16 protein-coding genes and 1 riboswitch are annotated in these 12,961 nt (G+C 27.8%); of the genes, 15 read left to right on the top strand and 1 reads right to left on the bottom strand.

Annotated elements, in window-relative coordinates:
• The first annotated feature begins 5 nt into the window (after positions 1-5).
• The 15 genes from QK892_RS03375 (at position 6) to QK892_RS03305 (ending at position 12,228) form a co-directional block, all read left to right on the top strand.
• A complete protein-coding gene (locus tag QK892_RS03375; RefSeq protein ID WP_317272114.1) occupies positions 6-293 on the top strand; it encodes a DUF503 domain-containing protein in 288 nt (95 codons plus the stop codon).
• A gap of 82 nt (positions 294-375) precedes the next feature.
• A riboswitch (SAM riboswitch) is annotated at positions 376-517 on the top strand.
• 119 nt (positions 518-636) lie between these two features.
• On the top strand, positions 637-1,668 hold the full coding sequence (locus QK892_RS03370; protein WP_317272113.1) for a methionine ABC transporter ATP-binding protein: 1,032 nt from the start codon (positions 637-639) through the stop codon (positions 1,666-1,668).
• Positions 1,668-2,306 carry a methionine ABC transporter permease gene (locus QK892_RS03365; RefSeq protein WP_317272112.1) on the top strand — a complete coding sequence of 213 codons (639 nt, stop codon included), beginning with the start codon at positions 1,668-1,670 and terminating at the stop codon, positions 2,304-2,306. Before QK892_RS03370 ends, QK892_RS03365 begins: the two co-directional genes overlap by 1 nt.
• Before the next feature lie 318 nt (positions 2,307-2,624).
• On the top strand, positions 2,625-3,455 hold the full coding sequence (locus QK892_RS03360; protein WP_317272111.1) for a MetQ/NlpA family ABC transporter substrate-binding protein: 831 nt from the start codon (positions 2,625-2,627) through the stop codon (positions 3,453-3,455).
• A gap of 145 nt (positions 3,456-3,600) precedes the next feature.
• Positions 3,601-4,554 (top strand): serine hydrolase, encoded by a 954-nt coding sequence (locus QK892_RS03355; protein ID WP_317272110.1) that lies wholly within the window; start codon positions 3,601-3,603, stop codon positions 4,552-4,554.
• An 8-nt stretch (positions 4,555-4,562) separates the two neighbouring features.
• Complete coding sequence (locus QK892_RS03350) at positions 4,563-5,750, top strand: alanyl-tRNA editing protein (RefSeq protein WP_317272109.1); 1,188 nt, start codon at positions 4,563-4,565, stop codon at positions 5,748-5,750.
• 261 nt (positions 5,751-6,011) lie between these two features.
• Positions 6,012-6,716: an N-acetylmuramoyl-L-alanine amidase family protein gene (locus QK892_RS03345; RefSeq protein ID WP_317272108.1), complete on the top strand. Its 705-nt coding sequence runs from the start codon at positions 6,012-6,014 to the stop codon at positions 6,714-6,716.
• A gap of 283 nt (positions 6,717-6,999) precedes the next feature.
• On the top strand, positions 7,000-7,476 hold the full coding sequence (locus QK892_RS03340; protein ID WP_317272107.1) for a pyridoxamine 5'-phosphate oxidase family protein: 477 nt from the start codon (positions 7,000-7,002) through the stop codon (positions 7,474-7,476).
• Positions 7,477-7,569: 93 nt separating this feature from the next.
• Entirely contained in the window at positions 7,570-8,286 is a 717-nt protein-coding gene (locus tag QK892_RS03335) for a peptidase MA family metallohydrolase (RefSeq protein WP_317272106.1), read from the top strand.
• A gap of 25 nt (positions 8,287-8,311) precedes the next feature.
• On the top strand, positions 8,312-8,866 hold the full coding sequence (locus tag QK892_RS03330) for a hypothetical protein (RefSeq protein WP_317272105.1): 555 nt from the start codon (positions 8,312-8,314) through the stop codon (positions 8,864-8,866).
• Between the two features lie 92 nt (positions 8,867-8,958).
• Positions 8,959-9,540 (top strand): histidine phosphatase family protein, encoded by a 582-nt coding sequence (locus tag QK892_RS03325; protein ID WP_317272104.1) that lies wholly within the window; start codon positions 8,959-8,961, stop codon positions 9,538-9,540.
• A gap of 113 nt (positions 9,541-9,653) precedes the next feature.
• Positions 9,654-10,172, top strand: a complete 519-nt coding sequence (locus QK892_RS03320; RefSeq protein WP_317272103.1) for an RNA polymerase sigma factor — start codon at positions 9,654-9,656, stop codon at positions 10,170-10,172.
• Complete coding sequence (locus QK892_RS03315) at positions 10,172-10,855, top strand: DUF4179 domain-containing protein (protein ID WP_317272102.1); 684 nt, start codon at positions 10,172-10,174, stop codon at positions 10,853-10,855. The genes QK892_RS03320 and QK892_RS03315 overlap by 1 nt, the downstream gene beginning before the upstream one ends.
• Positions 10,856-10,948: 93 nt before the next feature.
• Positions 10,949-11,482: a hypothetical protein gene (locus QK892_RS03310; RefSeq protein ID WP_317272101.1), complete on the top strand. Its 534-nt coding sequence runs from the start codon at positions 10,949-10,951 to the stop codon at positions 11,480-11,482.
• Positions 11,483-11,697: 215 nt separating this feature from the next.
• On the top strand, positions 11,698-12,228 hold the full coding sequence (locus QK892_RS03305) for a helix-turn-helix domain-containing protein (protein ID WP_317272100.1): 531 nt from the start codon (positions 11,698-11,700) through the stop codon (positions 12,226-12,228).
• A gap of 363 nt (positions 12,229-12,591) precedes the next feature.
• Here the strand turns inward: QK892_RS03305 and QK892_RS03300 are convergent, their stop codons facing one another.
• The gene (locus tag QK892_RS03300; protein ID WP_317272099.1) at positions 12,592-12,951 is read right to left on the bottom strand and encodes a cytochrome b5 domain-containing protein; all 360 of its coding nucleotides are present in this window, start codon (positions 12,949-12,951) and stop codon (positions 12,592-12,594) included.
• Between the last annotated feature and the right edge of the window lie 10 nt (positions 12,952-12,961).

Below are 12,961 nucleotides of genomic sequence, written 5' to 3'. Positions count from 1 at the left end.
TAATTATGAAAGTGCTAGTAATGACTATAAATTTAAGAGCTGAGTGGGCTCATTCATTAAAAGAAAAAAGAATGATTGTTAGAAGTATAAGCCAAAAACTTAAAAATAAATTTAATATATCAGTAAATGAAGTAGATAATCAAGATTTACATAATTATATTACGATTGGGATATCAGGAATATGTGCTACTAATGCACAAGTGGATTCAACAGCAGAAAATATAATAAATTTTGTTGAAGATAATACTGATGCAGAGCTGATTAATATAAAAAAGGACGTTGTAATATTTTAAATTTTTCTACAATTGTTATTGACAAGCTTCTTTAATAAAGGTATATTAATATCAATAGAAAATTTAATAAACATTTCAATGTTTCTTATCAAGAGTGGTGGAGGGACTGGCCCTGTGAAACCCAGCAACCTTTAATAGGTGTGATAGGCTTAATTATTTTAGCCTAAATTACTCATATTAAGTTTGGTGCTAAATCCTGCAGCTTTTAAGCTGATAGATGAGAGAATAAATTAATAGGTCGTATTTTCGCGCACTAGAGAATTTATTCTCCAGTGCGTTTTTTATTATTTAGAAATTTATAATATCTAGCTGCTGTTTATTTAAGTTCTTAGGGGGGACATAAATGATTGAAATTAGAAATTTAACTAAAAAATTTAATGACGTAGAAGTTATTAAAAATGTTTCATTATCAATAGAAGAAGGGAAGATATATGGAATAATAGGTCATAGTGGAGCCGGAAAATCAACTTTACTTAGATGCATAAATGGACTTGAAAGTTATGAAGAGGGTTCAATAAATGTTATGGGAAAAGAAGTTAATGAGCTAAAGGGATATGAGTTAAGAGAGTTTAGAAAAAAACTAGGAATGATATTTCAGGGCTTTAACTTATTAAATAGAAAAACTGTATTTGATAATATAGCATTACCATTAGAGGTTTGGGGATTTGAAGAAGAATACAAAGAATATAAAGAAAAAATAGGAGATAAAAAAGCAATTAGTTATAGAAACTATAGAAAAAAAAGAATAAATGAAAGAGGAAATGAACTTTTAGATTTAGTAGGTCTTTCTGAAAAGGCAAAAGTAAAGCCAGCTAGTTTAAGTGGAGGCCAAAAGCAAAGAGTAGCAATAGCTAGAGCTTTGGCATTAGAGCCAAAAATATTACTTTGTGATGAAGCAACATCTGCCTTAGATCCTAAAATTACAAAGGATATATTATCACTTTTATCTAAAATAAATAAAGAATTAGGAATTACTATAGTAATAGTAACTCACCAAATGGAAGTAGTAAAAGAGGTTTGTGAAAAGGTTGCATTGATTGAAGGTGGAATTTTAAAGGCAGAAGGAAATTCAGAAGAATTATTCTTAAGACCAGGAGTATCTTTAAAGAAATTCCTTGGAGAAGAAGAGGAAGATATTTTACCTAGCAAGGGCATAAATATTAAATTATATTTCCCAAGTACATCTTCAGAAAATGCTCTTATAACAAAGATGGCAAGAGATTTAGATATGGACTTTTCAATAGTTTGGGGTAAACTTGAAAAGTTTAGAGAAGATATATTAGGTAATTTAGTAATTAATGTTGATGAGAAAGATAAGAACAAGGTTATAGCTTATCTTGAGAGAAAGGAAGTAGTATTGGAGGTGCTTAATTAATGTCAGAAATATTAATAGAAGGATTTAATAAAACAATAATAATGGTCTTTTTCTCAACACTATTTTCAGTAATATTGGGATTTATTCCAGCAATTGCATTAATAGTAACAGCACCAAATGGTTTAAAGCCTAATAAAGGAGTTTATAAGACTCTAGATACAATAATAAACATACTTAGGGGATTTCCATTTTTAATTTTAATGGTAGCAATAATGCCACTTACAAAATTAATAGTAGGAAAATCTATAGGAACTACAGCAGCAATAGTACCACTTACTATAGCAGCAGCACCTTTTGTAGCAAGAATTATAGAATCAGCTTTAAAAGAAGTTGATTCAGGAGTAGTAGAAGCAGCAAAATCCTTTGGAGCATCTAATACACAAATAATATTCAAAGTTATGCTTAAAGAAGCAGTGCCATCAATAATTTCAGGATTAACACTAACTATAATAAGCATAATTGGATATTCAGCTATGGCAGGAACAGTAGGAGCAGGAGGACTTGGTGACTTAGCAGTAAGATACGGTTATCAAAGATACCAAACAGATGTAATGATAGTAACAGTAATAATTTTAGTAGTAATTGTACAAGTTTTACAATCACTAGGAAATTACTTATATAAAAAATTATCACAATAAAAAAATGTAAAATGAAAAATGAAGAATGTAAAATTAATGAAGAAACTCCTTAAGGAGTTTCTGAAATAAAATATATTGTAGTAATTTGGAACAAGTTACATTTTAAATTCTACATTTTAGACTTTAGTAAGGTTTATAAGTTTTAAACTTTTAGATATAAATAAAAAATAAATAAAAAAAGTAAAGTGAAAATGTAAAATCAAGATAAAATTTCCTAATGAGTTTTGAAAAAATATTTATAGTAATTTGGAACAAATTACATCAACAATTCTACATTTTACATTCTACATTTTACATTAAATTAAGGGGGCATTATATATGAAAAGAAAATCAATTTTATCAATTTTATTAGCAGGGGCTTTAGTAATAGGCTTAGTAGGATGTGGAACAAAGGCAGATGATGCTGGTTCAGCAGCTGAAGATAAAACAATAACAATTGGGGTTAGTCCAGTTCCTCATAAGGAAATAGTGGAACAAATTAAACCAGATCTTGAAGCGGAAGGATACACAGTTAAGATAGTAGAGTTCACTGATTATGTAACACCTAACACTGCATTAGCTGAAGGAGAATTAGATGCTAACTATTTCCAACATATAGCATATTTAAATGAAACTAATGAAAGTAAGGGATTAGACTTAACTTATACAGCAGCTATTCATTTAGAACCATTGGCAGCATATTCAAAAACTCTTACTGATTTAAAGGATCTTAAAGATGGAGCAACTGTTGCAATACCAAATGACCCATCAAATGAAGCAAGAGCTTTAAGATTATTAGAAAAAGCAGGTTTAATTAAGTTAGGTGATGGAGAATTAGTAACTCCAAAGGATGTTACTGAAAATACTAAAAACTTAAAGTTTGAAGAATTAGAAGCAGCTCAATTACCAAGAGTTTTAGATGAAGTAGATATAGCAGTTATTAATGGAAACTATGCTCTTGAAGCAGGATTAAAACCATCTGAACAAGGGCTAGCAGTAGAAGATGCTAATGCAGAAGCTGCTAAAGATTATAGAAATATTTTAGCTGTTAAAAAAGGAAATGAAGAAAGTGAAAAGATTAAGGCTTTAACTAAGGCTTTAACTTCTGAAAAAGTTAAGAGTTTCATAGAAGAAAAATATAGTGATGGAACAGTAATTCCAGCATTCTAAAAGTTAATATAAAATTTTATATAGAAGATGAGATATTAAGATAAGAATTTACTTATAATATTTCATCTTCTATTAAATTTATAGAAATAAAGTTTAATTTGAAACATATGTATAATAAGGAATTATTAAGATAGGGATGGGGCAAATGAAAAAAATAAAAATATTATTATTAGCAATTTCTATAACTATTTTAGGGGGATGTGCTAGTAAAGATAAATTTATTATGGAAGAAAATATATTTAAGGAAGGTACATTAGATAAAATAAATAATGAAGAAGTGATTAAAAGTGAAAACAAAAGCCTTATAGAATTAATTGATGAAAAAATAAATGAAGTCTTAGGTGAGTATAGGAATAATGTATCTATTTATTTTAAAAATTTAAATACAAATGAAGAATATATCTTAAATGAAAACACTTATTATATGGCTGCCAGTACTAATAAAGTGCCATTATCTATGATGATATTAGATGAAGTTAATGATGGTGAAAAGTCATTAGATGATTTATTATATTTTAGTGAAGAAGATAGAGAAGAAGGCAGTGGTAGACTGTATTATTTAGATAATATTCCTAACCTTACAATAGATGATGCTATTTATTTATCTATTGTAGATTCTGATAATATAGCTAAAAATATGTTAACTAGAGCTTCAAAAACTAGTGTTACTGATTATATGAGATATATTACAGGAGATAGTAATATACCTTATGGTAATTATGCAACAGCAAAGCAACTTGGTATTTTATTAAATAATTTATATGAAAATCCAAATAATAATCCTTATTATGATACACTTATAGAGTATATGACTAAGACTATTTATCATGATAGATTGGATAAATATTTACCTTATGATAAAGTTGCTCATAAGATAGGAAATTACTACAGGTATTATCATGATATAGGAATAATTTATGGAGAAGATCCCTACATATTAGTTGTATTAACTAAGGATATTGGAGAGTTAAGCAGTGAATCCTTTGAAGATGGTGAAGAAGATGAACGATATCTGCTTGATTTGGGAGAGGAAGCTTGTGAATTAATAGCTAAGCTATCTAAAGAAATATATACAATAGTAGAAGAAAATAAGATATAGGTGAAGTAATGGAGAAATTATACTATAAAAATCAATATTTAAAGGAATTTGATGCAAAAGTAATAGAAGTGAATAAAGTTGATGATATTTATCATATAGTTTTAGATAAAACTGCCTTTTTCCCAGGGGGAGGAGGACAACAATCTGATTTAGGATACATAAATGGTAATGAAGTCTTAGAGGTTTATGAAAAAGATAAGTCAATTTATCATGTAGTTAAAGCCTCTTTTGAAGTTGGTGATATTGTATCTTGTATAATAGATTGGGATAGAAGACAAGATGGAATGCATCAGCATTTAGGTCAACATGTTTTATCAGGCTGCTTTTTTAAATTATTTAATGCTAATACAGTTAGTATTCATTTAGGTAAAGAAATAAGTACAGTAGATATTATAGGTATATTAAATGAAGAACAAGTAAGAGAAGCAGAAGCTTTTGCTAATGAAATTATTAATAATGGAATAGAAGTTAGTTTTTTAATCCCAAATGAAGAAGAGCTAAAAACTATGAATTTAAGAAGAGATTTACCTAATACACAAGAGGAAATTAGAGTTGTAAAAATAGGGGATTTAGATATTAATGCTTGTTGTGGTGTACATCCTAGTAAAACATCAGATTTAAAAATGATAAAGATTAAAAGGTTTGAAAAAAATAAAGGAAATACTAGGATAGAGTTTTTAGCAGGCCAAAGAGCTATTAATGATTCATTGATTAGAGATAAAGCATTAAGAGATATATGTATTTATTTAAATAGCAATGAAGAGGAAGCTTTAAATGGAATAAAAAATTTAAAGAATTCTTTAGAAGAAATAAAAGGCGAAAAGAAGAGATTAGAAGAAGAACTTCTAAAATATGAAGAAGAAAGTCTTTTAAGAGAAGGAAATATCTTAGAAAAATACACAGTTGTAAAAAAGGTATTTATAGATAAATCTACAGACTATGTAACAAGACTTGCTAATAAATTAACAGAAGTAGATAACACTATTTGTTTATTTGCTATAAAATCTAAAGAAAAAGCTAATATAATTATTGCAGCATCAAAAAATATAGAGAATATTAATATGGGGCAGCTATTTAGAGAACATATTCATATAGTGAATGGAAAAGGCGGAGGTAGCAAGACTTTAGCACAGGGTGTTGGAGAAGTAGATAAAATAGAAGAATTTTTTAATAGTATATATAAAAAGATAGATTAATAGAGTAAAGTAAGTAGGTAAGTTTCATAATTCTGAAGAATGAAGAATTATTACCTTTAGTGTAGAAAGATATAAATGTTATATTACTGCGACTTGGAGTTTACGACGGAGCGAGGAATATAACATTTATATCTTTTTTCTTGTTGAAATATTAATGATAAAAATTAAATTTGTAACCAACTATCGAAATCCAAAGTATACTGAATTATAAAGCAATACAATATTTATATAATTATTATGTAAATAATGGGAGGGAAAGAGTTGGCAAAATGGGTATTAGATGCTGGACATGGTGGAAAAGATTCAGGAGCAGTAGGACAGCATGGGAGGCGAGAAGCTGATATAGTGCTGGAAGCTGCTTATGAAACTAAAAGATTATTAGAAAGAAATGGTGAAATAGTATTATTGACAAGAGCATCTGATATATACTTAGATGTTAGGGACAGGGTAGAAATAGCAAATAACTGGGATGCAGATTATTTTGTTAGCTTCCATATGAACTCCTTTGTAGATAATTCTGTTACTGGAACTGAAATTGTAATATTTGAAAAGGGGCATAAATCAGAAGAATTAGCTAGATTTTTAAAGGATGAATTACTGGCTAATTTGAAATCTAAGGATAGAGGAATAAAGGAAGCAAGTTATATTATTTTAAGAGAAACTAAGATGCCAGCAGTTATTATTGAAGCCGAGTTCATATCGAATGAGGACATAGAAAAAAACTTTAGTGCTAAAAAGTATGGACATATGGTAGCAAAAGCTTGTTTAACTATGGTTAATAAAGTTTTAATAGATATTCCAATTAAAAAACCAAAAACTCCTACAAGAGAAGGATGGAGAATTTGTATAGGATACTATAGAGATTATGAAACAGCTGAAGAAGAAGTGATTAGGTTACAAAATGAAGGATTTAAAGATGCCTACGTTGTTCCATATCCTGAAGAAAATATAATTAAGAAAGAATGAAAAAATGAAAAAATGAAATATGGAGAAGTAAGAGATAGGGAAGAAGTAAGTAATAGCTAAGAAGTAAGAGTTAGTAGATAAGTCAGATAATGGATTGTGTAGAAGTGGATAATTGAATTTATCCACTTTTAATTTGCAATAATTTAAAATTCTATAAGAGATGAGAATAAAATAAGTCCATTTTTAAAATCGCACTTATGAATTGCAGGAGTAAATATTATCTTTATTGTTAAAAAGAGTAAATAAGAGTATAATATTTTAAAGAATTGAAAGGTGGATGACTATGAGAAGCATGAGAAGAAAAGATAGAGAAGTAGTAGATATTAAGGAGAAGATAGAAATAATAAATAATTGTAAGATTGTTAGGCTAGCAATGCAGGATAAGGAAGGCTTATATGTTGTACCACTTAATTTTGGATATTTATATTTAGATGATAAGCTAACTTTATACTGTCATTCTGCTAAAGAAGGAAGAAAGTTAGATGCTATAGCCGAAAATTCAGAGGTTGCCTTTGAAATGGATTGCGAACATAAATTAATTGAGGCTCAGCTTGCTTGTTTATATGGTTTTTATTTCAAAAGCATTATAGGAAATGGCGTTGCCTCAATAGTTGAAGATATGGAGGAAAAGAAGATTGCTCTTTCATTACTTATGAAGCACCAAGCAGGGAAGGATTTTGTTTTTGAGGACAAGCATGCTAAGGCAGTAACTGTTTTTAAAGTAGAAGTTACTAATTTTTCAGCGAAAGAGTATAAATAAATTTATATTCTTAAATAAAAAATTCAGTATTAAATAGTGAGAATTATATTTATATAATGGGGTGTATATATGAGGGTTAAGAGGGGGCTTATTATGATTATTCTAGGTTTATCACTCTTTGGTTGTTCAGATGATGATCCAAAGAGCATAAAATTAAGACAAGAAAGTGATCATTTTAATTATTATTCAATTAAAGATGATAAAGAATCTTTAGATGATTTAGAAGAGAATTTAGAAAATAATTATGAAAGAATATCTAAGAACTTACAAGTTACTTTAGATGAAAAGATTAAAGTAACTATTTATCCAAATATTAGCGACTTTCATAAAGCAATTGGAATGATGGCTGCTGAGGATTGGTTAGTAGGGGTGGCAAGAAAGAATGAAATATTAATGGTATCACCTTTAAATCCAGGGGGTATTCATACTTATGAGACTTTAATGAAAGTTATTGTTCATGAATATACACATATATTAGTAGGAGATATAAATTCAAATACAGATATTTATTTAAATGAAGGAATTGCAGTAGTTGAAGCAAATCAGATAGATAATAATACTAAATATTATTTAAAGGAAGTTGCAAAAGCAAATAAGCTTCCATCCATTGATGAAATGAAAAATAACTATGGCAAATTGGAGCAACCATATTTCCTATCAGGAGGATTTGCAGAATTCATTGTTAATAAATATGGATATGATAAGATTATTGATTTAATTAAAAAGCCTGAGGATATAGAAAATGTTATAGGTTCTACAAAAGAAGAAATTATAGAGAAATGGAATGAGTATATTCTTAGTAACTATTAATAGATTTAAAATTGGAGGAATAAACTTGATAATTAATTATTTATATTTGATTTCTATAGGAGTAGCAATTTTAACAATTATATTTATAATATATAATTACACTTTACTAGTAAAAAGAAAAAAAGCTGATCATAGAGACGAGGATAAAAAACAAAATATATTAAAAGTAATAAAAAATAACATAATAACTTTTGTAGTTATATTAGCAATTTGTATAGGATTTATAATTTATTTTTCAAGACCTATAGATATATATAAAGCCATAGAAATAGGTGAAAATATAAATTATGAAACTATTAGTAAATATGGAAGTAATAGTACTAGTAAATTAGAATCAGAAAAAGGAAAAGCAATATTTGCTTTACTAGAAAAATATAAGTATAAAAGAACTTTTAATTTTGCTGATGTAACTGGTGGAGAAGGATTATTTATTTCATTAGAAAGTACCGATGGAGAATTAGGGTTTATTGAAATTTGGGAAAAGGGATATATAAGAAGACCAAACTATAAAGTTTATAAGATACAGTCAGAAGATAAAGCGGAACTATATATTCAATTATCAAATCTTCTTGAAAAATAAAAAAGTTTAAAGATATATTAAAGTAGAAGGGGCTAATGAGAAAATAATATATTGGGATTTAGTAAAAATACATTTATAGAGGTGAGGGATTTATGAAAAAGATACTATACTTAATGAGACATGGGCAAACACTATTTAATGCTAGAAGAAAAATTCAGGGATGGTGTGATTCTCCATTAACAAAGATAGGAATAGGACAAGCGATAATTGCTGAAGAATATTTTAAAAAAAATAATATAATTTTTGACCACGCATATTCATCACCATCAGAAAGAGCTTGTGATACCTTAGAATATGTTTGTAATATGCCATATAAAAGAGTAAAGGGGCTTAAAGAGTGGAACTTTGGTACTTTTGAAGGAGAAAGTGAAGACTTGAATCCGCCATTACCTTATGGAGATTTTTTTGTTAAGTATGGTGGTGAAGATCAAATTGAATTAATGAATAGAATTGCAGATACTCTTTATTCAATTATGAAAAATGATGGGCATAATACTGTACTAGCTGTTTCTCATGGAGCTTCTTGTCGTAATTTTATGAGATACTGGGCTCATACTAGTGATGTTGATCAAAAAGAACCATTAGGAAATTGTTGTATCCTAAAATTTGAATTTGAAAATGAAGAATTTAAATTAGTAGAAATAATAAATCATGATTTTAGTAAACTGCATTAACAAGTAAGTAATCTAATAACTCCGCAAGGAGTTATTTTTATTATTTTCAAGTTTATGAACTTTTTACCGTGAAATTATATCTAATAGATAAGAATATATAAGGAGGTAAATAAATGTTTGGGGAAAATAAAGTAGATTTAGTGTATAAGGCCAAAAGGGGAAATGGAAGGGCCTTTACTAAATTAATAGAAGTAAATCTTAAAAGTATATATAGGGTAGCAAAAGGAATTTTGAAGAACGAAGAAGACATCGAAGATGCAATACAAAATACAATACTAAATGCATTTTCTAATATTAAAACTTTAAGAAAAGAAGAATTATTTAAAACTTGGCTTATAAAAATTCTTATAAATGAATGTAATAAAATTTATAACTTTAATAAAAAGTGTATATATTTAGAGACGGTTATTGAAGAACAATACAATGATAAATATGAAAATTTAGACTTGAAAATTGCTGTTGATTCATTACCAGAGGAATTAAGGCTAGTTATAACATTATTTTATTTTGAAGATTTAAAGATGAGTCAGATAGCAGAGGTTGTGGGAATTCCAGAAGGTACAGTTAAATCAAGATTATCTAGAGCAAAAGATAAGATTGCTAAAAGTATAAATGGAAAGGAGATAATGTAATGAAGGATTTAGATAATAGTTTAAAGAATCTTTATAATGAGGATGATATTAAGATACCAGATTCCTTAAGAGAAAAAGTTAATAAAATATATGAAGATATAGAATCAAAGGGTAAGAAGAATGCTAGAAACAATGTATTGAAAGTTGCTGGATTATTCATTGCATTATTAATAGGAATTAATTTTGTTAAACCTTCTTTAGCTGAAGAATTACCAATAGTTGGGCCGGTTCTTAAAGTATTAAATAACAAATGGGGGCTTGGAATTAAGTACACAGAAAATGGCTTATCTGTTAAAGAAGAATTTCATACAGAAAATCATACTATTAATATTGAAGCTGTAGATTTTGATGGAGAGTACCTATTAGTGGTGTATAAGATTCAAAGTAAAATTAAGCTTAATAAACCAACTATATATGGTTTTACTATAGAGATAAGAGGAGAGGATTTTACTGTTGAAGAAAGAATGGGGTTAGATACAGGGGGGCCAGATGAAGATGGCATATACTATGGATATTCAGTAAGACAATTGAATTTCGAAAAAGGTATGGATAAGAAAGAAGAATTGACTGTGTACATTTCTCCTAAAAAAATAAATTACACTAAAGATAATGAAGAAGTTAGAGAAGAAATTAATGATTCTAGAGAAATAAAATTAACAATAAAAAATAAAAATTATAGATAGATTTAGTAAAATTAATATAGATAGTAATGGATTTATTAAATGATTATTATGTATAATTATTATAAAATAAAGAAATTATAGAAGGAGATAAAAATGAAAAAATTAGCTGTACTATTTCCGGGGATGAATTATAACTCTAATAAACCACTTTTATACTATATAAAAAAGATTTTAATAAAAGAAGAATTTGATATAGTAGAAATTGAATATGGTAAATTACCTAATGATAAGATGAGAGCTTTTGAAATTGCAATTACTAAAGCAAATGAAAGAATAAAGGATATTTTATGGGCTGATTATGATGAGATTTTATTTGTATCTAAAAGTATAGGTACTGTATTAGGTGGGAAAATAGCATCTGAATTAAAATTACCAATAAGGCATATATATTTAACGCCAGTTAATGAAACTCTACCATTTATGAGTGGTGATGGAATTGTATTCTCAGGAACAGCAGATCCCATGATTACTACTTCGTTATTAGTGTCTAAATGTGACAATAATGAAATTCCACTATATCTATATGAGAAATGCAATCATTCTATTGAAAGTGGAATTATAAAAGAAGATTTAAAAATATTATCAGAAATTATTGATAAATGTGAAGAGTATATTGTAAATATGTAAAATTAAAGATGGAACCACTTGATAAGTTTCTATATTAATAAATTTGAGCTGCTATGGCAGCTCTATTTTTATTATTTATATATCTAATAAAATATTCTGAAAATTTCAAAAAAAAGTGTAGACAAATTACATGTAAGAGAATATATTAAAATAAATAGTAAAATATATTTTAGTAATAAAAAAATTATGATTACTAAATAATCGGAGGGTATATAATGAATATTTTGGACTTATATTTACAAAGAAACAATAGTAAGAGATATGAGGTTTATAAAAAGACTGGGGTAAGTCAACAATTATTATCAGCTCATACAAATAAGAAGATAGAGAATTATTCTAATAAGGTGATAGTTGCATTATCAGAAGCTTTAGAAAAAACTCCAGGAACTGTACTAGATGAACTTTTAGCTTTAGAAAAGGAAAATCCAGCTTTTGAAGCTTATAATCCAACAGAATTATTAACAGCTTTAGAGTTTAAATACGATAGAATTATCATTAAGGGAGCTTATTGTAAGGAAATATATAAATTGATGAAAAGTCAATTATCTGAAACTGAAAGCATGGGATTTGAATTAGGAAGTGGTGGAGTTGCTTCAGTACTTGCTTATGCTATAAATGCAGCAAGAGATTTATTCAGTAATTCAGACAAGGTTACCAAAGAAATTGAAAGAAAAATAGTATCATACAAATTAGAAAATGCTTCAGAAGAAGAAGTAAGCATAAAACTAAAACAACTAGATTACTAAGAAAGAGGATACATCTGTATTGTCTGCTCAGTCGTAAGCTCAAAGTCGAAACAACACTAGATGTATCCTCTTAAAAACTAAAGGAAACAACTCATCGAGATAAGTTGTGAAAATTATAAACTCCGAAAGGAGTTTTTTCATTAATTCTACATCATTCATTTTACATTCTTAATTTTGGAAGTGTTGTTTGTTCCGTCATAGGATTAAAGGAGCAGCAAAAATACGTAGCATTTTAAAAACTGATAGTAGTTTAATATAGCACTTATTCCATAAAAAATAATCTGTTATAGTTTAAGATTGTTCATAAATATAACTGCTAAATTGCAATTTTATAATTTTTTTGTAAAACAAATAACACCATTTTTATTTTAGAGTACCAACTACTGGCAAGTTCTTTAGAACTTCCTTGCCATGGGGTGATTGATTTATTAATTCAGACAAGTCCTTCCCCGCAGTCACTCCACAGTTATGTCTTCCATTACTCCAACCCTTTGCGTTAGTTACATCATAAACGACTCCATCTACAGCAATATAAGCTGGGTTACCATTTTGTCCATTGTATTTGCTCAATTCCTCTATATTAAATTCCTTGTTTGAAGGAACAGCTTCTGCGTTTACACCGCTATTTGAGATTGAACTAGTTATTGCTTCTGCTTTTTTACTTGCACAGCCTCCTAATATTATCATAATTCCTAAAATTCCAGCTATGAAAATCTTTTTCATATATTCTTCC

It is taken from the genome of Clostridium lamae (genome assembly GCF_033043255.1).
GTDB lineage: Bacteria > Bacillota > Clostridia > Clostridiales > Clostridiaceae > Clostridium > Clostridium lamae.
This window is presented reverse-complemented; position numbering and strand designations above follow the sequence as displayed.

What these genes read in the sequence shown, in the direction of transcription:
- QK892_RS03320 (WP_317272103.1), top strand. Translation starts at nt 9,654, where the DNA reads ATGTTTGGGGAAAATAAAGTAGATTTAGTGTATAAGGCCAAAAGGGGA.
- QK892_RS03325 (WP_317272104.1), top strand. Translation starts at nt 8,959, where the DNA reads ATGAAAAAGATACTATACTTAATGAGACATGGGCAAACACTATTTAAT.
- QK892_RS03350 (WP_317272109.1), top strand. Translation starts at nt 4,563, where the DNA reads ATGGAGAAATTATACTATAAAAATCAATATTTAAAGGAATTTGATGCA.
- QK892_RS03310 (WP_317272101.1), top strand. Translation starts at nt 10,949, where the DNA reads ATGAAAAAATTAGCTGTACTATTTCCGGGGATGAATTATAACTCTAAT.
- QK892_RS03300 (WP_317272099.1), bottom strand. Translation starts at nt 12,951, where the DNA reads ATGAAAAAGATTTTCATAGCTGGAATTTTAGGAATTATGATAATATTA.
- QK892_RS03315 (WP_317272102.1), top strand. Translation starts at nt 10,172, where the DNA reads ATGAAGGATTTAGATAATAGTTTAAAGAATCTTTATAATGAGGATGAT.
- QK892_RS03355 (WP_317272110.1), top strand. Translation starts at nt 3,601, where the DNA reads ATGAAAAAAATAAAAATATTATTATTAGCAATTTCTATAACTATTTTA.
- QK892_RS03375 (WP_317272114.1), top strand. Translation starts at nt 6, where the DNA reads ATGAAAGTGCTAGTAATGACTATAAATTTAAGAGCTGAGTGGGCTCAT.
- QK892_RS03365 (WP_317272112.1), top strand. Translation starts at nt 1,668, where the DNA reads ATGTCAGAAATATTAATAGAAGGATTTAATAAAACAATAATAATGGTC.
- QK892_RS03335 (WP_317272106.1), top strand. Translation starts at nt 7,570, where the DNA reads ATGATTATTCTAGGTTTATCACTCTTTGGTTGTTCAGATGATGATCCA.
- QK892_RS03340 (WP_317272107.1), top strand. Translation starts at nt 7,000, where the DNA reads ATGAGAAGCATGAGAAGAAAAGATAGAGAAGTAGTAGATATTAAGGAG.
- QK892_RS03370 (WP_317272113.1), top strand. Translation starts at nt 637, where the DNA reads ATGATTGAAATTAGAAATTTAACTAAAAAATTTAATGACGTAGAAGTT.
- QK892_RS03360 (WP_317272111.1), top strand. Translation starts at nt 2,625, where the DNA reads ATGAAAAGAAAATCAATTTTATCAATTTTATTAGCAGGGGCTTTAGTA.
- QK892_RS03305 (WP_317272100.1), top strand. Translation starts at nt 11,698, where the DNA reads ATGAATATTTTGGACTTATATTTACAAAGAAACAATAGTAAGAGATAT.